The organism is Streptomyces sp. NPDC053431, from assembly GCF_044544925.1.
Lineage (GTDB): Bacteria > Actinomycetota > Actinomycetes > Streptomycetales > Streptomycetaceae > Streptomyces.
In genome coordinates, this window is record NZ_JBITXX010000022.1 from 19,932 (window position 1) to 42,399 (window position 22,468).

The window sequence follows — 22,468 nt, forward strand, 5'->3', positions numbered from 1 at the left end:
ACTGGAGCGACTCCCCCTCACCAGCAACGGGAAGATCGACCGCGCCGCTCTGCCCCCCCCCCCCCCCCCCCCCCCCCCCCCCCCCCCCCCCCCCCCCCCCCCCCCCCCCCCCCCCCGGGGGGCCCCCCCCCCCCCCCCCCCCCCGACTGGAGATCAGCGGAAGGCCTGCTCGCCGGTGAGGGCCTTGCCGATGACCAGGGAGTGCACCTCGCTGGTGCCCTCGTAGGTGAGGACCGACTCCAGGTTGTTGGCGTGGCGCAGCACCGGGTACTCCAGGGTGATGCCGTTGGCGCCGAGGATGGTGCGGCACTCGCGGGCGATCGCGATGGCCTCGCGTACGTTGTTCAGCTTGCCGACGCTGATCTGCTCGGGGGTCAGCGTGCCGGCGTCCTTGAGACGGCCGAGGTGGACGGCGAGCAGCATGCCCTTGCCGAGCTCCAGGGCCATGTCGGCGAGCTTCTGCTGCGTCAGCTGGTAGGAGGAGAGCGGGCGGGCGAAGACCGTGCGGTCGCCGGCGTAGGAGAGGGCGGTCTCCAGACAGTCGCGGGCGGCACCGAGGGCGCCGAACACGATGCCGAAGCGGGCCTCGTTGAGACAGCCGAGCGGGCCGGACAGGCCACGGGCCCCGGGCAGCACGGCGTCGGCGGGCAGGCGCACGTCCTCCAGGACGAGTTCGCTGGTGACGCTGGCCCGCAGGGACAGCTTCCGCTTGATCTCCGGGGCACTGAAGCCGGGCGTGTCGGTGGGCACGACGAAGCCGCGGACGCCGTCCTCGGTACGGGCCCAGACCACGGCCACGTCGGCGACGGAGCCGTTGGTGATCCACATCTTGGTGCCGTTGAGCACCCAGTCCGCGCCGTCCCGCTTGGCGTTGGTCCGCATGGCGCCCGGGTCGGAGCCGGCGTCCGGCTCGGTGAGGCCGAAGCAGCCGATGTACTCGCCGGCCGCCATCCCGGGCAGCCAGCGCTGCTTCTGCTCCTCGGAGCCGAACTTCCAGATCGCGTACATGGCGAGGGAGCCCTGGACGGAGACGAGCGAGCGCAGTCCGGAGTCGACCGCCTCCAGCTCCATGCAGGCGAGTCCGTACGCGACGGAGTTGGTGCCCGCGCAGCCGTAGCCCTCCAGGTGCATGCCGAGGACGCCGAGGCCGCCGAGGGCGCGGGCGAGTTCCCGGGCCGGGATGGCGCCCTCCTCGAACCACTCGGCGACGTGCGGACGCAGTTCGCGGTCGGCGAGGGCCCGTACGGTGGCGCGGATCTCCCGCTCCTCGTCGGTGAGCAGCCCGTCGACCGCGAGCAGGTCGAGCGGGTGGACGGGCGCGGACTGCGGCGAACGCGACGGCTGCGGCGACGACTTCACGGACGGCCTCCTGGCGACTGTGGCAACTCGGCGAGCCGAAGCGTAGCCCCAGATTGGATATTGGATCCAGTATTGAATATCCGATCTCCGATGCGTACGGTCCGCTTGGATCCGATCGCCGACGCAGCGCCGACGCAAGGAGAGCGGAATGCACGCGGAACAGCCGGAGGGCCGGCCCGAGGCGGCCACGGCCGGCGCCCTGTCCGGGATCGTCGTCGCGGACTTCGGCCGGGTGCTCGCCGGCCCTTACATGACGATGCTCCTCGCGGACCTCGGCGCCGAGGTGGTGAAGATCGAGCGGCCCGGCTCGGGGGACGACACCCGCGCGTGGGGCCCTCCGTTCGCCGACGGGCAGGCCACCTACTTCCTCGGCGTGAACCGCAACAAGCGTTCCGTGGTGCTGGATCTGACCGACCCGGCCGACCTGGAGACGGCCCGGGCGATCGTGGACCGGGCCGACGTGCTCGTCGAGAACTTCCGTCCCGGCACGATGGACAAGCTCGGCCTCGGCTACGAGCAGGTGCGGGCGACCAACCCCGCCCTCGTCTACTGCTCCGTCACCGGTTTCGGCTCCGCCGAGGGAGCCGCACTGCCCGGCTACGACCTGCTCGTGCAGGCCATGGGCGGGCTCATGAGCGTCACCGGCGAGCCCGGCGGTCCGGGCACCAAGGCCGGCGTGGCGCTGGTCGACGTCATCACCGGCCTCCACGCGGGCATGGGCGTCCTCGCCGCGCTCCGCCATCGCGAGCGCACCGGCGAGGGTCAGCGGCTCGAGGTGTCCCTGCTCGGCTCGCTCCTCTCCGCGCTCACCAATCAGGCCGCGGCCCATCTCGCGACCGGGGCCGTTCCGCGCGCCCTGGGCAACCGGCACCCGAGCATCACCCCGTACGAGGTCTTCGAGGCGAGTGACCGCCCGCTCGTCCTGGCCGTCGGGAACGACCGTCAGTTCCGCACCCTGTGCGCGCGGATCGGCAGCCCCGGACTCGCCGACGACCCGCGCTTCGCCACGAACGCGGCCCGGGTCGCCCACCGGGAGGAGCTGGCCTCGGCGCTGTCCGGGCCGCTGGCGCGGCGCACCGCCGACGCCTGGTTCGAGGAGCTGACGGCCGCCGGGGTGCCCTGCGGCCCCATCAACGACCTCGCCGGAGCCTTCCGACTCGCCGACCGGCTCGGCCTGCGGCCGAGCGTCCCCGTCGAGGCCGCGGGCCCCGGCCAGGTCGCCCACCCCATCACGTTCGGCGCCACCCCCGCCGCCTACCGCTCCGCTCCCCCGCGCCTGGGCGAGCACACCGCGGAGGTCCTGGCCGAACTCGGACGGCCCGACGACCGGCCCGACGACTTCGCCGACGCCCGTCCCGAGGGCCCCATCGCGGACCACGCCGACAAACCCGTCGAGGACCACCGCGTCGAAGGCCACGCCGAGAACCACGCCGAGGGCCACGTCGCCGGGCGCGGCGGCGGGCAAGCGGGCCACGGACCCGGTGCCTGAGCAGCCCGGCGAGAGGTTGTCCACAGGCCTCGACGGCCTGTCGGCGGCCCGTAGAAAGATGTACGCCACGCATTCGAGGGAAAGGGCACAGCGATGAGCCACGCCGTGGAGAGGAGGCGGCCGCCGACCGCCCAGCAGTTCGTCCTGGAAGAACTGCGACGCGCCATCACGACCGGGGAGTTGCGGCCGGGCGGCCCGATACGGCAGGACACGCTGGCGGCGCGGCTCGACGTGAGCCGGGTCCCGCTGCGCGAGGCGCTGAAGACGCTGGAGGCCGAGGGCCTGGTGGTGCACCACGTCCACCGGGGCTATTTCGTGGCCGAGTTGTCCCTCGACGACCTGGAGGAGATCTACCGGATCCGCCGGCTCCTGGAGACGGAAGCGGTCCGCGCGGCCCTGCGGAACACGCCGGACGGCCTGGTCGACTCGCTGCGGCGGATCCAGGAGGAGGTGGAGCGGGCCGCCGGCGCGGGCGACGTGACGGCGATGGCCGAGGCCAACCGGCGCTTCCACTTCGCCCTGGTCGAGGCCTCGGGAATGCCGCGCCTGGTGCGTCTCATCGCCACCCTGTGGGACGCGACCGACGCCTACCGGTCGCTCTACTACGCGCAGGACACCCACCGGGACCTCGCCGTCCACGAGCACCGGGCGGTCATCTCGGCCGTGACCGAGTGCGACGAGGCCGCGGCGGTCCGCTGGCTCGACGAGCACCGCGACCACGCCGTCGCCGCCCTGCGCGAGGTGCTCGACCTGCGCTGACCCAGCACGGCGCGCCGGGCGCGGGTGCGCCGTCGGGGCGCGCGGCCGACGATGGACGGGGTGGGGTTCCCTTCCGGAAGGCGTCCGCGATGTGCAGCAGCCGTGACACGCTCCGTGGCAGCGTCTCCTCCGTCCTCGACGTCCTGGTCGTCGGCGCGGGCCCGGTCGGGCTCACCTGCGCGGCCGAGCTGCGCCGGCACGGCACGGCGGTGCGGCTCGTCGACCGGCTGCCGGAGCGCCTGCCGTACGCCAAGGCGGTGGGCATCCAGCCGCGCACGCTGGAGGTCTGGGACCGGATGGGCTGTGTGCGGGCGGCCCTGGAGGCCGCGGTGCCGCTGCGCGGCCAGCTCCTCTACCGGGACGGCGTCGAGCAGGCCAGGACCGAGCTGTCCCTGCCCGACGACGTGCCGTACCGTTTCGCCGCGCTGCCGCAGTACGAGACGGAGCGGATCCTGGAGGAGTTCCTGGCCCGGTTCGGGACCCGGATCGAACGGCGCACGGAACTGGTCGGCTTCGAGCAGGACGAGGACGGGGTGACCGTCCGGCTCCTCCACGCGGGCGGCGCCGGGCCGCCGGCCGAGGAGGAGGTCCGCTGCCGGTACCTGGTGGGCTGCGACGGCGCGCACAGCGCCGTGCGCAAGGGTCTCGGTCTCTCCTTCGAGGGCGGCGCGTTCCCCGAGGAGTACATGCTGGGCGATGTCGAGGTGGACTGGGACGTGCCGGCCGGCTACGGCGTCCGTTCCACGCGCGGCGGCACGGGCGGTGCCCCCGACGACACCCTGGTGTGCATTCCCCTGCCCGGCCGCGGCCGGTACCGCGTGTCGATGCGGGTGCCGGCCGAACTGTCCTCCGCGCGGGGGTCCGAGAACGTCGGTGACGGCGTGGCACACGGCCTGGACGTCCGCCGCGGGCCGGGGCTCGCGGAGATCCAGGCGGTGCTCGACCGGCTGTCCCCGCAGCCCGTCACGGCCTCCGCGCTGCGCTGGTCCTCGGTGTTCCGGATCAGTCACCGGCTGGTCGACCGGTACGGCAGGGGGCGGGTCTTCGTCGCCGGGGACGCGGCGCACATCCATCCGCCGACCGGTGCCCAGGGAATGAACACCGGCATCCAGGACGCCCACAACCTGGCGTGGAAGCTCTCCCTCGCCGTCGCGGGCGGGGCGAGCCCGGGCCTGCTCGCCAGCTACGACGCCGAGCGCCGCCCGGTCGGCGAGGAGGTCGTGGGCCGTACCGTGCGGCACGCGACGGCAGGCGGCGTGCACACGGACCCGGAGGACGCCGCCACCCTCATGCTGCGCGAGGCACAACTGCTCGTCGGCTACCGCGGCAGCGCGGTGGTCGGCCTCCCGGATCCGTCCGCCGACGGAGCCGGGCCCCAGCCGGGCGACCGGGCACCGGACTGCGCGGGCCTGACCGAAGCCCTGACCTCCTATCCCCTGCGCCTGTACGACCTGTTGCGGGACCGCGGACACGTCCTCCTGCTCTACGGCGGCGACGGACTCGCCGAACTCGCCCGGCAGGCACGTGAGTCCACCGGCGGTGCCGTCACGGCCTGCCTCCTGCTCCCCGGCGAAGAGGCGTCCGCCGAGAACCCGCCCCACGCCGGCGCCGCACCTCCCCCCGCGCCCGTGTACCGCGACGCGCGCGGCGAGTTCGCCCTGCGGTACGCCGTAGGCGCGCCGACGGCCTTCCTGGTCCGGCCTGACGGCCATCTCGGCGCCCGGCTGCGGCCGCCCGCCACGGAGGCGCTCGCCGCGTACCTGACGGGCGTGTTCGGCGGGTGAGCGCCGCCGCGGCCGCGGCCCTCGGCTCGCCGTGCGACCGCCCAGCGGCGGACCTGGCCTCGGAGGGCCGCTCGCCCTCCTGGGGCGCGAGGACCAGCGCACCGACGACACCGCGACGGGACAGATGGCGATCGCCACCGGCCGGAGCCCCGGCCGGGGCCGGTCGGCCGGCGCGATGACCTCCGGCCTGCCGGATCTGCGCACCGGGGCGAAGCCGCTCCCCGCGGGTACGCCGCTCACCGCGCTGACCCGGAAGCCACGGACCGGTGGAACCGCACAACTCGACCCGGTCGGCGCGGAAGCCGTCGTCGCCGTCCTGACGCACGGGCTCCCTGCCCCTGGCGGACATCCATGAGGGATCATGGACAAAGGAGCCGAGAAGGGACGGGACGAACGATGAGGCACCGCAGTGTCGCCGACCTCATGACACCGACCGCGGTCGCGGTGCAGCCGGGGACTCCGTTCAAGGAGATCGCCCGGCTGCTCGACGAGTACGGCATCACCGCCGTGCCCGTGGTCGACGAGGCGAACCGGCCGGTGGGAGTGGTCTCGGAGGCGGACCTGCTCAGACGGCACACCGCGAAGGACGGCCCCAGCACCGCCGAGGCCATGATGTCCAGCCCGGTGGTCGTCGCCCGCCCGTCCTGGACGGCGGTGGAGGCGGCGCGGCTGATGGAGCGGCACCGGGTGAAGCGGCTGCCGGTGGTGGACGCGGACGGGCAGCTGATCGGCGTCCTCAGCCGCAGCGATCTGCTCCAGCTCTTCCTGCGGCGCGACCGGGCCATCCAGGAGGAGATCCTGGAGGACGTCGTCACCCGCATCCTCGGTCTCTCCCCCGCCTCCCTGCACGTGGACGTGGCGGAGGGCCGGGTGACGCTCACCGGCACGCTGCCGCGCCGCGGCATCGCGCCGATCTTCCTCCGGCTCTGCGAGGACGTGGACGGGGTGGTGGAGGTGGTGGACCGCCTCGTCTACGAGGACGACCAGCCCGCCTGAGGTCGCCGCGCGCCCGGATCCTTCGCCGGGCGCGGCACCGCCCCGGTCCGACGTCTCCGCGCCCCCGGGTACTTCGCCGTACGCGACACGGCCCCGGCCCGCCGGCGGAGGCGCGCCGGCGGGCCGGGGAACGGTGGGTGGTCAGCGGTTCGGCGGTCGCTACTCGACCGCCTCCGGCCAGCCGTATCCGGGGCCGGTGCGCCGCGGCACGGTGTCGGCGCCGACGGCCTCCATCTCCCGGTTGGCCTCCCTCATCAGCTGTCCGGCCAGATCCTTCATGGCCCGGCCCGCGGCGAGGTCGTCGCCGATCGCCGGTACGTCGACGTCCGACGGGTTGCAGCGGGCGGAGCCGTGACCGGTGAGGTGCGACGTGCCGGTGTCCAGGTGCGCCTCGGCCTTGGTCCTGCCGCCCTCCTCGACCAGATCCACGCCGACCTTCCATTCCAGGTGCCGTGTCATGGTCAGCCTCCTCGTGCCCACGGCCACGCGAAAGCGCCGCGCGGCCCTCTCCTTTCAGGATCCCGCTACGGGCCTCCCGGCGCCACGGATACCGCCGGGGCGGCACAGCGAACCCGACGGGCCCTCCGACCGGGACCGGGGAACCAGTCGGGACCGGGGTCAGAACCAGTGCAGGCAGTGCGGAGAGCGGTCGGAGCGGAAGAGGGCGTCGGCGAGGGCGGCCGCTTCCGGGTGGTGGGCGCGGACGTGTCCGGCGCGGACGAGCGTGCTCGGGGCGGTGCCGCCGAGGTAGACCGAACCCAGGTCGCTCACGTCCAAAGAAAGGTCGGGCTCCCGGTCGGTCGGGACGCAGTCGGCCTTGCCGTCGCGGACGGTCAGCAGATGACGGGCGTGCTCGCCGAGGAACGGGTCGGCGACGTCCAGGACGAGCTCGCCGTCCGTGAACCAGCCGCGGGCGGTCAGCGCCCGTGGGACGTCGAGGAGGCGCACCCAGAGCCAGTCGGTGTGGTGACCCGCCTGTCCCGCGCGGAAGTCCGCGAGCTGCCAGCGCAGCGGGTGCTCGGCCGGGACGTGCTTGAACACGACCTGTCCGACCAGGTCGTGTCCGAGCACGAACCGGGCCAGGGCCGTGAAGACGGCGTCGTCGGTGGCGATGGTCTCGTCGACCGTCAGGGTGTCGGGATCGGTGACCGCATAGCTGGCGTAACCGTCGGCGACGCCGTCGGCGTCGCGGTGGACGGCGACGTAGCGCGGCGCCGGGGAGATCGGGGGCTGGCCGGCACCCGAGGCCCACCAGCGGTGCGGCCGGGACAGCGCGCCGGGCTGGGCGCGGCGGTACCGGTCGTAGACCTCTTCCAGGATCTCGCCGCAGTCGGCACGCCGCACCAGTTCGACGGTGCCGCCGGTCGCACCTCCCGCCCCGACCGGACCACCCGCGCCGGCCCGACTTCCCGTGCCGGCCGTCGGTCCGGCGGCCGTTCCGAGGGCGCGGGGAGGAGCGAAGGCGGCCTGGTGGCGCGGCACCGTGAGCCGGCCCGTGTACGTGGCGGGCCCGTAGCCGAACCGGCGGTAGATCAGCGCCTCGGAGGCGAGGAGCACGGAGAGGAACTCCCCTCGGTCCCGCAGTTCGGTGAGCTGATGCCGCATCATCGCGCGGAGCACGCCCTGGCGTCGGTGCGAGGGCAGCACGCCGACGGCGGTCACCCCGGCGGCCGGGGCGAGGAGGCCGCCGGGCAGGGTGAGTTCGAAGGAGTACGCGCCGGCGGTGCCGACGGGCCGTCCGTCGTCCGTCGTGGCGAGCAGGTTGCGGTCCATTTCGAGCGCCGACCACCAGACCCCGCCCCCGCCCTCGGACGGCGTGTCCGGGAAGCGCCCGAACGCGGCATGGAGCGTGTCGACGAAGACGTCGTGGTCCTGGTCGGTCGTGGAACGGATCTGCATCTCTGCCGCTGCCTCCCTGAGCGCCGGCGCCACCGTCGTGACGCCCCGCCACAGTGCAGCGGTGCCCCGGCCCCGGGTCAAACGATTTGCGCCCCCGCTCCCTGCGCAGCCACCGCCCCCCCCCCCCCCCGTGCGGTCACCGGCGCCACCTCACCCGCGTCAGGGAGCCCGCGTCCGGCAGCCCCGCTCAGGTCGTCGTGCTCCCGTCCAGGCCCCGTACGAAGTCGGCGATGTCGCCCGCCACCCGCTCCGGCCGCTCCCAGTACGGGACGTGGCCGACCCCCTCGTAGACGATCAGCCGGGAGTCGGGGACGGCGCCGAGGATCACCTGCTGGTCCTCCCGCGTGAGCAGGGGGTCCTGGTCGCCCCAGACGACCAGCGTGGGCACGAGGATTCCGGCCAGAGTGGCCCGCAGATCGGTCTCCAGCAGGGCGCGCAGCGTCTCCCGCCACACGCGGGCGGGCGCCTTCAGGCTCTCGTCGACGACGGTCTCCAGGAAGCCGCGCCCCACCGGCTCCGCCGTCAGGCCTGCGCTGAACCCCTCGGCGAAGGAACGGTCCACCGGGTCCGTCAGGTCGCGCACGGTCTCCCACACTTCCTTGACGGCCGGCTTGTCGGCGAGTTCGGCCGGCACGCCGAGGAGGACGAGCCCCGCCACCCGGTCGGGGTAGCGCCCGGCGACGACTCGGGCCTGGACGCCGCCGCTGGACCCCCCGACGAGTACGGCCCGGTCGATCCCGACGGCGTCCATGAAGGCCACCAGGTCGACGGCGAGGTCCTCGGGGCGATAGCCGTCGGCGGGCTTGTCGGCGTCGCCGTGGCCGCGCTGGGTGGGCGCGTACGCGTGCAACGACGAGGGCAGCCGGCGCAGCAGCGGCTCGAAGGTCCACCAGGAGTCCGCGTAGCCGTGGACGAGAACGACCGGCGTGCCCTCGGGACGGCCCGCCTCCGCGTACGGAAGCACCGGCCCGTCCCGCAGCTGCGCTCGGTGTACGGCGATGCCGGACGCCATGGCGGCCTCCTCACCTCCCCGCCCCACTCCTCCCAGCCTAAGGAGAGGCCATGACCCGCGCTCCCCGGCCATCCCCGGTCCCGCACCTGCAGCGGGCACCCGGCCCCCAAGGCACCCGACGCCCGGGCCATCCGACGCCCGACGCCCGACGCCCGGGGGATCCTGCACCCGGCACCCGGCACCCGGCACCCGGCACCCAACCCCCGGCACCCCGGCACCCGAGGCCCGGCGCCCGTCAGGCCGGTTCCTGTCGGATCTCCGTGACCTCGACCGCCGCAAGGTCGATACTGCCGACGGGGCTTCCCACCGACCCATCGCCGAAGTCAGTCGCGAGGAGAACACCCTTGAGGATGCTGATCAATGTTCCGGAGACCGTGGTCGCGGACGCGCTGCGCGGCATCGCCGCCGCGCACCCCGAGCTGACGGTGGACGTCGAGAACCGGGTGGTGCTGCGCCGGGACGCGCCGGTGGCCGGGCAGGTGGCCCTGGTGTCCGGCGGCGGTTCGGGGCACGAGCCGTTGCACGCCGGGTTCGTGGGTCCGGGGATGCTCGCCGCGGCCTGTCCCGGCGAGGTGTTCACCTCCCCGGTACCGGACCAGATGGTACGGGCGGCCGCCGCGGTCGACAGCGGCGCCGGCGTGCTGTTCGTGGTGAAGAACTACACCGGCGACGTGCTCAACTTCGAGATGGCCGCCGAGCTGGCCGAGGACGAGGGCGTGCAGATCGCCAAGGTGCTCGTCGACGACGACGTGGCGGTGACCGACAGCCTGTACACGGCCGGGCGGCGCGGCACCGGGGCCACGCTGTTCGTGGAGAAGATCGCGGGCGCGGCGGCCCAGGAGGGAGCGCCGCTGGAGCGGGTCGAGGCGGTGGCCCGGCGGGTGAACGAGCGCTCGCGCAGCTTCGGGGTGGCGCTGAGTGCCTGCACGACCCCGGCGAAGGGCTCGCCGACCTTCGAACTACCGGAGGGTGAGCTGGAGTTGGGGATCGGGATCCACGGGGAGCCGGGGCGGGAGCGCCGCCCGATGATGACCTCGCGGGAGATCGCGGACTTCGCGGTGGACGTCGTCCTGGACGACCTGCGCCCGAAGGGACCGGTCCTCGCCCTGGTGAACGGCATGGGGGCGACGCCCCTGCTCGAACTGTACGGGTTCAACGCGGAGGTGCACCGGGTGCTCGGCGAGCGCGGGGTGCCGGTCGCCCGCACCCTGGTGGGCAACTACGTGACCTCGCTGGACATGGCGGGCTGCTCGGTGACGCTGTGCGAGGCGGACGAGGAGCTGCTGCGGCTGTGGGACGCGCCGGTGAGCACCGCCGCCCTGCGCTGGGGACGGTGAGACGGCGATGAGCGAGGAGACGTACGGGGCCGGCTTCTTCCGGGACTGGATGACGGCGGCGGCGGCCGCCGTGGACCGGGAGGCCGACCGGCTCACCGAGCTGGACTCGGCGATCGGCGACGCCGATCACGGGGCCAACCTGAAGCGCGGCTTCGCGGCGGTGACCGGCGTCCTGGAGAAGGAGCCGCCGGCCACCCCGGGCGCGGTGCTCGTCACGGCCGGCCGGCAGCTGATCTCCACCGTGGGCGGGGCCTCCGGACCGCTGTACGGGACGCTGCTGCGGCGCACCGGGAAGGCGCTGGGCGACGCGGAGCGGGTCTCCCGGGCGGGGCTGGCCGAGGCCCTGACGGCCGGGGTGGCTGCGGTGGCCCAGCTCGGCGGGGCGCAGGCGGGCGACAAGACGATGCTGGACGCGCTCCTGCCGGGCGCCGAGGCGCTCGGCACGTCTTTCGCCGCCGCCCGCGAGGCGGCCGAGGCGGGCGCGCGGGCGACCGTACCGCTGCGGGCGCGCAAGGGCCGGGCGAGCTATCTCGGCGAACGGTCCGTCGGGCACCAGGACCCCGGGGCGACCTCGTCGGCGCTGCTGCTCGCCGCGCTGGCGGAGGTGGCGGGATGACGGCGCGGGTGGGGATCGTCCTGGTGTCGCACAGCGCGGCCGTGGCGGCGTCGGTGGCCGAGCTGGCCCGTGGCCTGGCGGGCGGCGGCGACACGGCGCCGATCCGGCCGGCGGGCGGGACGCCGGACGGCGGCCTGGGGACGAGCGCCGAGCTGATCGCGGAGGCGGCGAAGGCGGTGGACGGGGGCGCCGGGGTGGCGCTCCTGGTCGACCTCGGCAGCGCCGTCCTGACGGTGAAGGCGCTGCTCGCCGAGGGCGACGAGCTGCCGGAGGGGGCGCGGCTGGTGGACGCGCCCTTCGTGGAGGGCGCGGTGGCGGCGCTGGTGACGGCGTCGGCCGGGGGTGACCTGGAGGCGGTGACGGCGGCGGCGACGGAGGCGTACGCGTACCGCAAGGAGTGACTCCCGCACGGGGCGACGAGCGGGTCCCGACCGGGACGGAGGTGCCTCAAACGCCCTGCTACGGTGGGCCGATGAAGTCGATCAAGCAGTTCCAGGTGACCTTCGACTGTGCGGATCCGGAGCGTGTCGCGCGGTTCTGGTGCGAGGTGCTCGGGTACGTCGTACCGCCGCCTCCGAAGGGCTTCGCCACGTGGGACGACTTCTGGCGCTCGGAGCCGCCCGAGGACCGGGGGGCCTGGTTCGCCTGTTCCGATCCCTCCGGCGTGGGTCCGCGCCTGTACTTCCAGCGCGTCCCCGAGGGCAAGGTCGTCAAGAACCGGGTGCATCTCGACGTGCGGGTCGCCACCGGGCTCGTCGGTGAGGAGCGGCTGGCCACGCTCGAGGCCGAATGCGCGCGACTGGTCGCGCTCGGAGCGGTGCGGGTGCGGCTGCTGCCGGCCGACGACGACAACGAGTCCTGCATGGTGATGCAGGACGTCGAGGGCAACGAGTTCTGCCTGGACTGAGCAGCGCCCGAGCCCGATAGCCGTCGGCGGCCTCGCCCCGCCGTCGGCGGCCTCGCCCCCTCGCCGGCGACCTCGCCCAGCCGCGGGCGGCCTCGCCCCACCGGCCCCGGCGGCTTCCCTGTGGCGTCCGGCACATCGACGCCCCGGGTTTATGCAACTTGTTGCAGAAGCCTCGGCCCGTCGTCTACAACAGTGCGTGACGACCCCGCGCGAGGAGGCGCCCCATGGCCCCGAACACCCCGTACCCGCATCTGCTGAGCCCGCTCGACCTCGGGTTCACCACCCTGCCCAACCGGGTGCTCATGGGATCCATGCACGTCGGCCTGGAGGAGGCCGAGCACGGGTTCGAGCGGATGGCGGCCTTCTACGCCGAGCGGGCCCGCGGTGGCGTCGGCCTCATCGTGACCGGCGGCATCGCCCCCAACGAGGCCGGCCGGCCCTGGGACGGCGGCGCCAAGCTGACCACCGCGGAGGAGGTCGCGGAGCACCGGCTGATCACCGACGCCGTGCACGCCGAGGGCGGCCGGATCGCGATGCAGATCCTGCACTTCGGCCGGTACGCGTACCACCCCGGGCTGGTCGCTCCGAGCCCGATCCAGGCCCCGATCAGCCCCTTCGTGCCGAACGAGCTCTCCGACGCCGAGGTCGAGCAGACCGTCGAGGACTACGCCCGCTGCGCCGAGCTCGCCAAGGAGGCCGGCTACGACGGCGTCGAGGTGATGGGCTCCGAGGGCTACCTGATCAACGAGTTCATCGCCTCGGCCACGAACCGGCGCGAGGACCGCTGGGGCGGCTCGTACGAGAACCGGGTCCGTTTCCCGCTGGAGATCGTGCGCCGCATCCGCGAGCGGGTCGGCGAGGACTTCATCCTCGTCTACCGCCTCTCCATGCTCGACCTGGTCCCCGGCGGCTCCACGCTCGACGAGGTGGTCTCCCTCGCCAAGGAGATCGAGGCCGCGGGCGCGACCATCATCAACACCGGCATCGGCTGGCACGAGGCGCGCATCCCGACCATCGCCACCTCCGTGCCGCGCGGCGCCTACACCTGGGTGACCAAGAAGCTGATGGGCGCGGTCTCCGTGCCGCTCGTCACCAGCAACCGGATCAACACGCCCGAGGTCGCCGAGCAGATCCTCGCCGAGGGCCGCGCCGACATCGTCTCCATGGCCCGCCCCTTCCTCGCCGACCCGGACTTCGTCGCGAAGGCCGCCGCGGGCCGCGCCGAGACCATCAACACCTGCATCGGCTGCAACCAGGCCTGCCTGGACCACACCTTCAGCCTCAAGATCACCTCCTGTCTGGTGAACCCGCGGGCCTGCCACGAGACCGAGCTGGTCCTCTCCCCCACCCGCCTGGCCAAGCGCGTCGCCGTCGTCGGCGCCGGCCCGGCCGGCCTCGCCTGCGCGGTCTCGGCGGCCGAGCGCGGCCACACGGTCACGCTGTTCGACGCCGCGGCCGAGATCGGCGGCCAGCTGAACGTGGCCAGGCAGGTGCCGGGCAAGGAGGAGTTCGACGAGACCCTGCGCTACTTCCGGGTCCAGCTCGCCGAGCGCGGGGTGGAGGTGCGCCTGAACACGTTCGTCGGCGCGGCCGACCTCGACGCCTACGACGAGGTCGTCGTCGCCACCGGCGTGACCCCCCGCACGCCCGAGATCGAGGGCGTCGACCACCCGAGCGTGGTCGGCTACCTGGACGTGCTGCGCGACCGCGTGCCCGTCGGCGAGCGGGTGGCGATCCTCGGCGCGGGCGGCATCGGCTTCGACGTGGCCGAGTTCCTCACGGACGGCGGCGAGGGCGCGAGCCAGGACCCCGAGACGTACTTCCGCCAGTGGGGCGTCGACACCTCCTACGAGACGCGGGGCGGACTGCGCACCCCCGAGCGGCCCCGGCCGCCGCGCCAGGTCCACCTGCTCCAGCGCAAGACCACCAAGGTCGGCGCGGGCCTCGGCAAGACGACCGGCTGGATCCACCGCACGGAGCTGAAGCACCGCGGCGTCACCATGGTCGCCGGCGCCTCGTACGAGCGGATCGACGACGAGGGCCTGCACATCACGATCGACGGCGAGCCGCAGCTCGTCCCGGTCGACACGGTCGTGCTGTGCACCGGCCAGGAGCCCCGTCGCGGTCTGTACGAGGAGCTGCTCGCCGCCGGCCGCGCGCCGCACCTGATCGGCGGCGCGGACGTCGCCGCCGAGCTGGACGCCAAGCGGGCCATCGACCAGGGCACGCGGCTGGCCGCCGCCCTCTGAGCCGACCACCGCGCCGGTCGATCGCTCAGGCGGTCCGGCCCGTCGAATCTAGGATGCGTCCATGTCCCTCCCGCACGCGATCCTCACGGCTCTGCTCGAGAAGCCGTCCTCCGGCCTCGAACTGACCCGCCGCTTCGACCGGTCGATCGGCTACTTCTGGTCGTCCACGCACCAGCAGATCTACCGGGAGCTCGGGAAGCTGGAGCAGGCGGGACACATCCGCGCCCTGCCCACCGCCCTGCCGGCGCGTGGGCAGAGGAAGGAGTACGAGGTGCTGCCCGCCGGCCGCGCCGAGCTCACGGCCTGGGTGGACACCCCCGAGGACCCCAAGCCGCTCCGCTCGGCACTGCTGCTGCGGATGCGCGCGGCGGCCGTGGTCGGCGGCACGGGACTGCGGGAGGAGCTGGAGCGCCATCTCGGTCTGCACCAGCGCCAGTTGGACGAGTACCTGGAGATCGAGACCCGGGACTTCCCGCCGGAGCGCCGCTCCTCGGAACCGGACCGGCTGCGGCACCTGGTCCTCCGGGGCGGGATCGACCTGGAGCGGTTCTGGGTGCAGTGGCTGACCCACGCGCTCGCCGAGCTCGGCGGACTCGGCGAGGCCCCCGAGCCCACCGAGCCCGCCTAGCCGGCCGAGCCCACCAGGCACGCCGGAGCCGCCGGATCCGCCGGACCGCCGGATCCGCCGGACCCCCCGAACCCGCCGAGGGCGACTGACCCCGCCGGCCTGGCCCGGTCGGCGGCGCCCGTGCGCCCCGCCGGCCTGGCCCGGTCGACGGCGCCCGTGCGCCGCGTCGGCCGTCAGGACGCCGCCGCCTTCCGCCAGGCCGCGTCCCGCAGCAGCCGCAGGCCGTTGAGGCCGACCAGGACCGTCGAGCCCTCGTGGCCCGCGACGCCCAGCGGAAGGGGCAGCCGGCCCGCCAGGTCCCAGACCACGAGGGTGCCGATGCACACGGCGGCGATGACCAGGTTCTGCACGACCAGGCGGCGGGCCCGGCGCGACAGGGCCAGGACGGCCGGGAGGGCGGCGAGTTCGTCGCGTACGACGACCGCGTCGGCGGTCTCGAGGGCGAGGTCCGAGCCGGCCCGGCCCATGGCGACGCCGGTGTGGGCGGCGGCGAGGGCGGGCGCGTCGTTGACACCGTCGCCGACCATCAGGACCCGGCCGCCGGCCGCCTCCCACTCCCGTACGGCCGCGGCCTTGTCCTGCGGCAGCAGTCCGGAGCGCACGTCGGCGAGGCCGGCCTCCCGGGCGACGCGGGCCGCCGCGCCCGCGTTGTCGCCGGTCAGCAGGGTGGGCAGGGTGCCGGTGAGCCGGGTCAGCGCGGCGACGGCCTCGGGGGCGCCGTAGCGCAGGCGGTCGGAGAGCTCCAGGACGGCGGCCCGCGCCCCGTCGACGAGGACCTCGACGGCGGTGTCGGCGTGTTCACCCGCCGCTCGGCGGACCGTCACGTCCCGGCCCTGGACGCGCGCCCGCACGCCCTGCCCCGGCACCGAGGTGAACGCGGTGGCTCCGGGGATCGCCAGGCCGCGGGCCCGCGCCTCGGCCACCACGGCGCGGGCGAGCGGGTGCTCGCTGGGGAGTTCGGCCGCGGCGGCGAGCGCGAGGGCGCCGGGGTCGCCGTGGACGGCGGTGACGCGGGGCGTGCCTTCGGTGAGGGTGCCGGTCTTGTCGAGGGCGACGCGGTCGACGGCGCCGAGACGTTCCATGACCACGGCCGACTTCACGAGGACGCCGTGACGTCCCGCGGTGGCGATGGCGGAGAGCAGCGGCGGCATGGTGGCGAGGACGACCGCGCAGGGCGAGGCCACGATCATGAAGGTCATGGCGCGCAGCAGCGTGCCGGTGAAGTCGGCGCCGAGGGCGAGCGGGACGGCGACGAGGAGGAGCGTGGCGGCCACCACGCCGACGGAATAGCGCTGCTCGATCTTCTCGATGAAGAGCTGGGTGGGCGCCTTGGTGGCGCTCGCCTCCTCGACGAGGGCGACGATCCGGGCGAGGACGGTGGCGCCGGCCTCCTTGCCGACGCGGATCCGCAGCGCTCCGGCCCCGTTGAGCGTGCCGGCGTAGACCTCGTCGCCGGGGGCCTTGGCGGCGGGGAGGGGTTCTCCGGTGATGGTGGCCTGGTCGACGTCGCTGGTGCCGGTGAGGACGGTGCCGTCGGCGGGCAGGCGTTCCCCGGGCCGTACGAGGACGGTGTCGCCGACCGCGAGCGCGGCGGCCGGGATCGTCTCCTCGCCGGCCGGGGTGAGCCGTACCGCGGTGGCGGGGGCGAGGTCGAGCAGGCCGCGGACGGAGTCGGCGGTCCGGCGGGTGGCGACGGCTTCGAGGGCGCCGGAGACGGCGAAGATGACGATGAGCAGCCCGCCGTCGAGGAACTGTCCGACGGCGGCGGCGCCGATCGCCGCGACGACCATCAGGAGGTCGACGTCGAGGGTGCGTTCGCGCAGCGCCCGGAGTCCGGCGAGGCAGGGTTCCCAGCCGCCGGCGGCGTAGCAGACGGCGTAGAGCGGGCCCCAGGCCCAGGCGGGTGCCCCGGCCAGGTCGAGGGGCAGGGCGCAGAGGAAGGCGAGGGCGGCGAGCGCGGCCCGGCGGACCTCGGGGAGTTCGGTGACACGGGCCTTGCGGCCGGTGGGCGGCGGGGCCGGTCGGGGCGGGGCGGCGGGGGTGTCGAGGGCGGGGAACGCCATCGTGCACAGCCTTTCGGGACAGGAGAGGAAGGTCCGGGCAGGGGGAACGCCCGGGCCCGGGGGAACGCGCCGGCTCCTCCACCATACCGGAACACATGAAGAGCTCTTCATCTATCGACTCGAAACCGCCGCTACGATGAGCCCATGGGACACGGAGTGACAGGCCAGACGACCGCGGCGACCCAGCTCGACGCGGAGTCCGCGGCCACCATCGCCGAGACCCTCCAGGCCCTCGCCACCCCGTCCCGGCTGATGATCCTCACCAAGCTGCGCCAGGGTCCCTGCGGTGTCACCGAACTCGCCGCCGCCGTGGAGATGGAGCAGTCCGCCGTCTCGCACCAGCTGCGCCTGCTGCGCGCGCTCGGCCTGGTGACCGGGGTCCGCCAGGGCCGCCGGATCGAGTACAGCCTGTACGACAACCACGTCGCCCAACTCCTCGACGAGGCCGTCTACCACATCGAGCATCTGCGGCTCGGCACCCGCGACGTGCCCCGCGCGAGCGTGGATACTGGTCAGTCGTAGACCGAGGGGACCCACGGGGGTGGGTCCACCACGCGAAAGGGCCAGGATGGGCGAAGAGTTGGGGCCCCGCAGGACACGTCATGCGGTGGTCGTCGGGGGGAGCCTCGCGGGCCTGCTGGCCGCGCGGGTGCTGAGCGAGTACGCCGAACGCGTCACGGTCGTCGAGCGCGACCGCTATCCCGAGGAGGCGGACGCCCGCCCCGGTGTCCCGCAGGGCCGGCACCTCCACGTACTGATCCAGGGCGGGCAGCGTGCCCTGGACGAACTGCTGCCCGGGTTCATGGCCGAACTGCACGCCCTGGGCGCGCCGAAGGTCGGCGTCCCCGAGGACATGGTCCAGTGGCAGAACGGGCAGTGGTTCGCCCGCACCCCGGCCACGGCGCACTTCTACACCGGACCGCGCGACCAGCTCGAATGGCTGGTGCGCCAGCGGGTGTTCGCCGACCCGCGGATCGAGCGCGTCGAGGGCACCGAGGCGGTCGGGCTGCTCGGCGACTCCTCCCGGGTGCGGGGCGTGGTGCTGCGCGAGCGCGGAGCGGGCGCGTCGAAGGAGACCTACCCGCTGGAGGCCGATCTCGTCGTGGACGCCTCCGGGCGCTCGACCCGCGCGGCGGACTGGCTGGCCGGCATCGGCGCCGAGGCCCCGCACGAGGAGACCCTCGACACCGGCCTGGCGTACAGCACCCGGATGTACCGCTCCCCCGCCGAGGACCCGTCGGTCGACGCCCTCGGCTACTACATGGTGCCCAACCCGGCCCACGTGTACGGCGGCGTGGTGCTGCCGCTCGGCGACGGCCGCCACCTGGTCACCCTCTCCGGTCTGCGCGGCGATGAACCGCCCACGGACGCGACCCTGTTCGAGGAGTACGCGCGCAAGCTGCCGCACCCGGTGATCGGCGAGTGGATGGCCAAGGCCGAGCCGATGTCGCCGGTGTACGGCTTCCGCAAGACGGCCAACATCCGGCGCCGGTACGACCGTCCGGGCCGCCGCCCGGCCGGCTTCCTCGCCACGGGTGACGCGCTGTGCGCCTTCAACCCCATCTACGGGCAGGGCATGGCGGTCGCCGCGCTGAGCGCCCTCGCCCTGCGCAGGGCGCTCGCCGACCCGAAGCGCACCCCGACCACCCGCCGGGTGCAGCGGGCGCTGCTCGACGCCTCGAAGCAGGCCTGGGACATCTCGGCCGGCGCCGACAAGAAGATGCCCGGCGCGGTCGGCGACGCGGCCCGCCCGGGGGCCGGCGACCGGTTCAAGGGCTGGTACCTGCGCCGGGTGCAGCAGCGGGCCGCGGGCAACCCGGCGGTCGGCGCGCCGTTCCGTTCGGCCCTGACCCTGTCCGCCCCGCTGACGGTGCTGTTCGCCCCGGCGGTGGTGCGCGAGGTGCTGTTCGGCCCGGTGCCGCTCACGCCGGCCGAGCCGCCGCTGCTCCGCGAGGACGGCTGAGGCCGGACCGGCCCTGACGGCGCGAGGGGCGGCGGTGGGCCCGCCACCGCCGCCCCTCGCCTCAGGCGGGCGTCGGCCCGCCGTCGGCCCTCACGGGCCGATCTCGAACGTCGGCGGCTTCAGGCCCGCGAGACAGCTGGTGTCCGGCGCGTCCGGGCGGTCGAAGAACGAGACGGTCATCGTCTGGGCGCACTTCGAGTCGGCGAAGACCACGTGGGCGACGTAGGGGACCGTGACGGCGATGGACCGGCTCAGCGTGCGGGCGGCGTACAGCCCGCTGCTCGGCGCGGTCTGGGCGTCGAACCCGCCGGACAGGACGAGGGTCGGGATGTCGCTGTACGTCCTGTCCCGGATCGAGGGATCCGCCGGGGGGACGTCCCAGGCGCGGCAGTCCTCGTGGAGCCAGGTGAGGAAGGGGGCGTTGACCAGGACCGAGCTGGGGAACGTCGGGAACAGACGCTGCCCTGCCCGCACCACGTCGGCCTCGCTCTCGAACGGTGTCCACTCCCTGCAGAAGACGCCGTAGGCGAGACCGTGCGACGTCCTCCCGACCGCCTGCGGGCTGAGCTTCCCGCCCGCCCACTGCTCGGCCACCCGCTGCGGGTTGCCGTGGGCCAGCTCGTCGATGGAGCGGGGCACTCCGGCCGCCACGTGGGTGGCGGAGGCCAGCCAGTTCACCAGGACTCCGCCGTCCAGCGTGACCCTCACCGGCTGCGACTGGCCGGGGACCGTGACGGTGGTGGTGACCGGTCGGGCCTCGACCTCACTGACGAGACGCTCGAACGTGGCCTTGAGGTTCGGATAGCGGGTGTTGCAGGCGGGCTGGTCCGCACAGGCCTTGAACAGGCCGTCGTAGCCTTCTCGTGCGGCCTTCCAGGTCACCGCCCCGCCGGCCAGGGCCGGCGGCAGGACGCCGTCGATGCCGACCGACCGGATGCCCTCCGGGTGCAGGCGCATGTAGTGGAGCGCCAGGTTGGTCCCGTAGGAGATGCCGAACACGTTCCACTTCTCGATGCCCAGCGCCTTGCGCAGGTCGTCGTAGTCGGCGGCGCTCTCCGGGCCGTAGTAGGCGCTGGGATCGGCCCCGCGGCTCACCACCTGGTCGCGGCATTTCCGCGTCTCCTCGACGTGCAGGCGCCCGGTGGACGGCGCACCGAAGACGAGATCGAGCGAATCGGCGGCGAACTCGTCGACGTTCGGGCAGGTGAGCTGCGGGTCGGCCGAGTAGGTCCCGCGCTGGCCCATGAAGATCACGTCGCGGTCACGGTTCAGGCCGCCGGCGAGCGCCATCGGGATCTCGGAGACCGCGTCGTCGCCGGGTCCGCCGGCGAGCCACACGATCGGGTCGCCCGCCTTCCTGCTCGTGGCCGCCGGGATGATCGCCACCCCGAGGGTGATCGTACGCCCCTGGTGCCCGTTGCCTCCGTGGTCGCCGTGATCACCACGGCCGCCGTGGTCGCCGTGGTCGCCGTGGTCCGCGTCGCCTCCATGGTCCCCGTCGTCGCCGTGGTTCCCGTGGTGCCACCCGCGCTTCTCGGGGACGGTGAGCGTCCCGCACTGGGCGTCCTTCAGGGCGGGGATCGGGTCCGCCGTCCTCGGACAGGGTCCCGGCACGAAGCGGGCGTCACCCGCCGTCCGGGCGACCGTGCCGAGCGGCGCCGCGGGGCCCGACTCGGCGTGGACGGGTGCCGCGACGAGGCCGGCGGCGAGGACACCGGCGGTCGCCCCGGCCAACGCGGCCGGGAGTCGTCGCACGGTGCGCGGGTGTCGGGGTGGTCGAAGGGACATCATTCGGTCTCCGCGTCAGGGGTGATGGTGAAGGGTGCGGGCTCGAGTCCTGCCACGCAGCCGGTGTCGGGCGCGGTCGGACGCGCGAGGAAGGAGGCGAGGACGCTCGCCGCGCAGGGCGACTGGGGGACCACCCAGTGACCGATTCCGGGGATCACCACGGAGGTCGAGCGGGGCAGCGTGCGGGCCGCGACCCGGGCCCAGCTCGCGCCCGTCTTCGCGTCGAAGCTTCCGGAGAGGAGGAGCGTCGGCACCCTGCTGAAGGTGGGCACCCGTTGGATCGAGGTACGGTCCGGGACGTTCCACACCCGGCACAGGTCGTGCTCGAAGGGCAGCTGCGGGGGCTGGGCGAGGACCGAGTCCGGCCAGCCCGGGAAGTTCCGGCGCCCCGCCTTCAGCACGTCGTGCTTCGAGAAGCCGGGCGCCCACTCGGCGCAGGCCACCGACTGCGTCATGCCGTGGGCGAATCCACCGATGACGGTGTCCACGTCGACGGCCCGGGCCCGCGCGAAGCGCTCCGGGTTCCCGTGGGCGAGTTCGTCGAGTGCCGCGGGGACGTCGACGGCCTTGACGGTGTTGGCGACGAGGATGTTGACCAGCGCGCCCCCGTCGAGGTCGACCTTGACCGGGCTCCCGCCCGACGGCGGCCGCGCCATGAGGGTCAGCGGGTGCGCCTCGAGGCGGCGGACCTGCTCGTCCAGCGTGCGCCGGAGGTGCGGGTAGCGGCTCGCGCAGCGGGGCTGGGCCTCGCACGCCGCGAAGATCTCGCCGATCCCCTCGGCGAAGCTGTCCCAGGTCCAGGGCAGGTTCACGACCTTGGGCGGTGCGACCGAGTCGATCGCCACCGAGCGGATGCCCTCGGGGTGGAGGCGCAGGTAGGTGAGGGCGAGGTTGGTGCCGTACGAGTAGCCGTAGACGTTCCACCGGTCGATGCCGAGGGCCGTACGCAGATCGGCGAAGTCCGCCGCGTTCTCGGTGGTGTTGTAGGCGCTCAGCCGGATTCCCTCGCCCGTGAGGCGGTCACGGCACTCCCGCGCCGCGCCCACGAGGAGCCGCCCGGTCGAGGGGGCGTCGTAACGCAGCCCCACCGCCCGCACGTTGAAGCGGTCGATCTCCGGGCAGGCGAGGTTCGGCTGCGAGTACCGCACGCCGCGCTGGGCCATCACGATCAGGTCGTGGTCCCGGTTCACTCCGGAGGAGACGAGGAAGGGGATGCTGTCGAAGGCGTCGCCGCCGGGCCCCCCTTCCATGAACACCACCGGCTCGTCGGCCGGCTTGGTCGAGGTGGCCGGGATGATCGCGACGGCCAGCCGGATGGTCCGGCCGCCGCCGCGGTGGGAGCGGCTCTCGGGCACCTCCAGGAATCCGCACCGGCCGGGGACCGGTTCGGGGGTCCGTGGGCAGGGACCGGGCACGAACCGCGCCGGACCTCCTGGATGGGGCCGTCGACCGGGTGGTGACGCCGTGTCGGCCGGCGTCGAAGGGCCGCCCGCCGGCGGGGCACTCGCCGCGGTCGGGCCGGCCGCGCCCAGAAGGGTGAGTCCGGCCGCGACGAGCGCGAGAGCGGTGCGCGCGCCTGGCGAGCGGCGTCGACCGTACGGGCGCCGGGCGCGCGCCCG

20 protein-coding genes are annotated in these 22,468 nt (G+C 74.3%); 13 read left to right on the forward strand and 7 right to left on the reverse strand.

Annotation, left to right across the window (positions count from 1 at the left end; translation table 11 throughout):
- Window positions 1-153 precede the first annotated feature (153 nt).
- A complete protein-coding gene (locus ACIGXE_RS33285; RefSeq protein ID WP_399753399.1) occupies window positions 154-1,359 on the reverse strand; it encodes an acyl-CoA dehydrogenase family protein in 1,206 nt (401 codons plus the stop codon).
- A 148-nt stretch (window positions 1,360-1,507) separates the two neighbouring features.
- On the opposite strand from ACIGXE_RS33285, the gene ACIGXE_RS33290 reads away from it, so the two are divergent.
- From ACIGXE_RS33290 to ACIGXE_RS33310, 5 genes are all read left to right on the forward strand, one after another.
- On the forward strand, window positions 1,508-2,848 hold the full coding sequence (locus ACIGXE_RS33290) for a CaiB/BaiF CoA transferase family protein (RefSeq protein ID WP_399753401.1): 1,341 nt from the start codon (window positions 1,508-1,510) through the stop codon (window positions 2,846-2,848).
- A 93-nt stretch (window positions 2,849-2,941) separates the two neighbouring features.
- On the forward strand, window positions 2,942-3,607 hold the full coding sequence (locus ACIGXE_RS33295; RefSeq protein ID WP_399753403.1) for a GntR family transcriptional regulator: 666 nt from the start codon (window positions 2,942-2,944) through the stop codon (window positions 3,605-3,607).
- 89 nt (window positions 3,608-3,696) lie between these two features.
- Window positions 3,697-5,391 (forward strand): FAD-dependent monooxygenase, encoded by a 1,695-nt coding sequence (locus ACIGXE_RS33300; RefSeq protein WP_399753405.1) that lies wholly within the window; start codon window positions 3,697-3,699, stop codon window positions 5,389-5,391.
- 31 nt (window positions 5,392-5,422) lie between these two features.
- Window positions 5,423-5,746, forward strand: coding sequence for a hypothetical protein (locus ACIGXE_RS33305; RefSeq protein ID WP_399753407.1), 324 nt, complete (start codon window positions 5,423-5,425; stop codon window positions 5,744-5,746).
- 41 nt (window positions 5,747-5,787) lie between these two features.
- Window positions 5,788-6,387: a CBS domain-containing protein gene (locus ACIGXE_RS33310; RefSeq protein WP_399753408.1), complete on the forward strand. Its 600-nt coding sequence runs from the start codon at window positions 5,788-5,790 to the stop codon at window positions 6,385-6,387.
- A gap of 159 nt (window positions 6,388-6,546) precedes the next feature.
- Here the strand turns inward: ACIGXE_RS33310 and ACIGXE_RS33315 are convergent, their stop codons facing one another.
- From ACIGXE_RS33315 to ACIGXE_RS33325, 3 genes are all read right to left on the reverse strand, one after another.
- Entirely contained in the window at window positions 6,547-6,846 is a 300-nt protein-coding gene (locus ACIGXE_RS33315; protein WP_399753410.1) for a DUF1876 domain-containing protein, read from the reverse strand.
- 159 nt (window positions 6,847-7,005) lie between these two features.
- Window positions 7,006-8,286 (reverse strand): GNAT family N-acetyltransferase, encoded by a 1,281-nt coding sequence (locus tag ACIGXE_RS33320; protein ID WP_399753412.1) that lies wholly within the window; start codon window positions 8,284-8,286, stop codon window positions 7,006-7,008.
- A 187-nt stretch (window positions 8,287-8,473) separates the two neighbouring features.
- Window positions 8,474-9,298: an alpha/beta fold hydrolase gene (locus tag ACIGXE_RS33325; RefSeq protein ID WP_399753413.1), complete on the reverse strand. Its 825-nt coding sequence runs from the start codon at window positions 9,296-9,298 to the stop codon at window positions 8,474-8,476.
- Window positions 9,299-9,648: 350 nt separating this feature from the next.
- On the opposite strand from ACIGXE_RS33325, the gene dhaK reads away from it, so the two are divergent.
- From dhaK to ACIGXE_RS33355, 6 genes are all read left to right on the forward strand, one after another.
- Window positions 9,649-10,635, forward strand: coding sequence for a dihydroxyacetone kinase subunit DhaK (gene dhaK, locus ACIGXE_RS33330; protein ID WP_399753518.1), 987 nt, complete (start codon window positions 9,649-9,651; stop codon window positions 10,633-10,635).
- 7 nt (window positions 10,636-10,642) lie between these two features.
- Entirely contained in the window at window positions 10,643-11,251 is a 609-nt protein-coding gene (dhaL, locus tag ACIGXE_RS33335; protein WP_399753415.1) for a dihydroxyacetone kinase subunit DhaL, read from the forward strand.
- On the forward strand, window positions 11,248-11,652 hold the full coding sequence (locus ACIGXE_RS33340; RefSeq protein ID WP_399753417.1) for a PTS-dependent dihydroxyacetone kinase phosphotransferase subunit DhaM: 405 nt from the start codon (window positions 11,248-11,250) through the stop codon (window positions 11,650-11,652). The genes dhaL and ACIGXE_RS33340 overlap by 4 nt, the downstream gene beginning before the upstream one ends.
- Window positions 11,653-11,723: 71 nt before the next feature.
- Window positions 11,724-12,158, forward strand: a complete 435-nt coding sequence (locus ACIGXE_RS33345) for a VOC family protein (RefSeq protein ID WP_399753419.1) — start codon at window positions 11,724-11,726, stop codon at window positions 12,156-12,158.
- A gap of 224 nt (window positions 12,159-12,382) precedes the next feature.
- Entirely contained in the window at window positions 12,383-14,407 is a 2,025-nt protein-coding gene (locus tag ACIGXE_RS33350; protein ID WP_399753421.1) for an FAD-dependent oxidoreductase, read from the forward strand.
- A 61-nt stretch (window positions 14,408-14,468) separates the two neighbouring features.
- Window positions 14,469-15,035 (forward strand): PadR family transcriptional regulator, encoded by a 567-nt coding sequence (locus ACIGXE_RS33355; RefSeq protein WP_399753423.1) that lies wholly within the window; start codon window positions 14,469-14,471, stop codon window positions 15,033-15,035.
- A 173-nt stretch (window positions 15,036-15,208) separates the two neighbouring features.
- Here ACIGXE_RS33355 and ACIGXE_RS33360 read toward each other — a convergent pair whose 3' ends face one another.
- Entirely contained in the window at window positions 15,209-17,098 is a 1,890-nt protein-coding gene (locus ACIGXE_RS33360) for a heavy metal translocating P-type ATPase (RefSeq protein WP_399753425.1), read from the reverse strand.
- 144 nt (window positions 17,099-17,242) lie between these two features.
- Between ACIGXE_RS33360 and ACIGXE_RS33365 the strand changes: the two genes are divergently transcribed.
- Both ACIGXE_RS33365 and ACIGXE_RS33370 read left to right on the forward strand, forming a co-directional pair.
- The gene (locus ACIGXE_RS33365; protein ID WP_376636225.1) at window positions 17,243-17,620 is read left to right on the forward strand and encodes an ArsR/SmtB family transcription factor; all 378 of its coding nucleotides are present in this window, start codon (window positions 17,243-17,245) and stop codon (window positions 17,618-17,620) included.
- A 46-nt stretch (window positions 17,621-17,666) separates the two neighbouring features.
- Window positions 17,667-19,061 carry an FAD-dependent oxidoreductase gene (locus ACIGXE_RS33370; RefSeq protein WP_399753427.1) on the forward strand — a complete coding sequence of 465 codons (1,395 nt, stop codon included), beginning with the start codon at window positions 17,667-17,669 and terminating at the stop codon, window positions 19,059-19,061.
- Between the two features lie 90 nt (window positions 19,062-19,151).
- On the opposite strand, the gene ACIGXE_RS33375 is transcribed toward ACIGXE_RS33370, so the two are convergent.
- Both ACIGXE_RS33375 and ACIGXE_RS33380 read right to left on the reverse strand, forming a co-directional pair.
- Window positions 19,152-20,849, reverse strand: coding sequence for an alpha/beta fold hydrolase (locus tag ACIGXE_RS33375; protein WP_399753520.1), 1,698 nt, complete (start codon window positions 20,847-20,849; stop codon window positions 19,152-19,154).
- On the reverse strand, window positions 20,849-22,204 hold the full coding sequence (locus ACIGXE_RS33380) for an alpha/beta fold hydrolase (RefSeq protein ID WP_399753429.1): 1,356 nt from the start codon (window positions 22,202-22,204) through the stop codon (window positions 20,849-20,851). The genes ACIGXE_RS33375 and ACIGXE_RS33380 overlap by 1 nt, the downstream gene beginning before the upstream one ends.
- Window positions 22,205-22,468: the final 264 nt, after the last annotated feature.

Excerpts from the sequence above, each read along its gene's own strand:
- dhaK (WP_399753518.1), top strand. The coding sequence starts at position 9,649 with ATGCTGATCAATGTTCCGGAGACCGTGGTCGCGGACGCGCTGCGCGGC.
- ACIGXE_RS33375 (WP_399753520.1), bottom strand. The coding sequence starts at position 20,849 with ATGTCCCTTCGACCACCCCGACACCCGCGCACCGTGCGACGACTCCCG.
- ACIGXE_RS33290 (WP_399753401.1), top strand. The coding sequence starts at position 1,508 with ATGCACGCGGAACAGCCGGAGGGCCGGCCCGAGGCGGCCACGGCCGGC.
- ACIGXE_RS33355 (WP_399753423.1), top strand. The coding sequence starts at position 14,469 with ATGTCCCTCCCGCACGCGATCCTCACGGCTCTGCTCGAGAAGCCGTCC.
- ACIGXE_RS33310 (WP_399753408.1), top strand. The coding sequence starts at position 5,788 with ATGAGGCACCGCAGTGTCGCCGACCTCATGACACCGACCGCGGTCGCG.
- ACIGXE_RS33340 (WP_399753417.1), top strand. The coding sequence starts at position 11,248 with ATGACGGCGCGGGTGGGGATCGTCCTGGTGTCGCACAGCGCGGCCGTG.
- ACIGXE_RS33315 (WP_399753410.1), bottom strand. The coding sequence starts at position 6,846 with ATGACACGGCACCTGGAATGGAAGGTCGGCGTGGATCTGGTCGAGGAG.
- ACIGXE_RS33370 (WP_399753427.1), top strand. The coding sequence starts at position 17,667 with ATGGGCGAAGAGTTGGGGCCCCGCAGGACACGTCATGCGGTGGTCGTC.
- dhaL (WP_399753415.1), top strand. The coding sequence starts at position 10,643 with ATGAGCGAGGAGACGTACGGGGCCGGCTTCTTCCGGGACTGGATGACG.
- ACIGXE_RS33365 (WP_376636225.1), top strand. The coding sequence starts at position 17,243 with ATGGGACACGGAGTGACAGGCCAGACGACCGCGGCGACCCAGCTCGAC.
- ACIGXE_RS33300 (WP_399753405.1), top strand. The coding sequence starts at position 3,697 with ATGTGCAGCAGCCGTGACACGCTCCGTGGCAGCGTCTCCTCCGTCCTC.
- ACIGXE_RS33325 (WP_399753413.1), bottom strand. The coding sequence starts at position 9,298 with ATGGCGTCCGGCATCGCCGTACACCGAGCGCAGCTGCGGGACGGGCCG.
- ACIGXE_RS33320 (WP_399753412.1), bottom strand. The coding sequence starts at position 8,286 with ATGCAGATCCGTTCCACGACCGACCAGGACCACGACGTCTTCGTCGAC.
- ACIGXE_RS33360 (WP_399753425.1), bottom strand. The coding sequence starts at position 17,098 with ATGGCGTTCCCCGCCCTCGACACCCCCGCCGCCCCGCCCCGACCGGCC.
- ACIGXE_RS33295 (WP_399753403.1), top strand. The coding sequence starts at position 2,942 with ATGAGCCACGCCGTGGAGAGGAGGCGGCCGCCGACCGCCCAGCAGTTC.
- ACIGXE_RS33350 (WP_399753421.1), top strand. The coding sequence starts at position 12,383 with ATGGCCCCGAACACCCCGTACCCGCATCTGCTGAGCCCGCTCGACCTC.
- ACIGXE_RS33345 (WP_399753419.1), top strand. The coding sequence starts at position 11,724 with ATGAAGTCGATCAAGCAGTTCCAGGTGACCTTCGACTGTGCGGATCCG.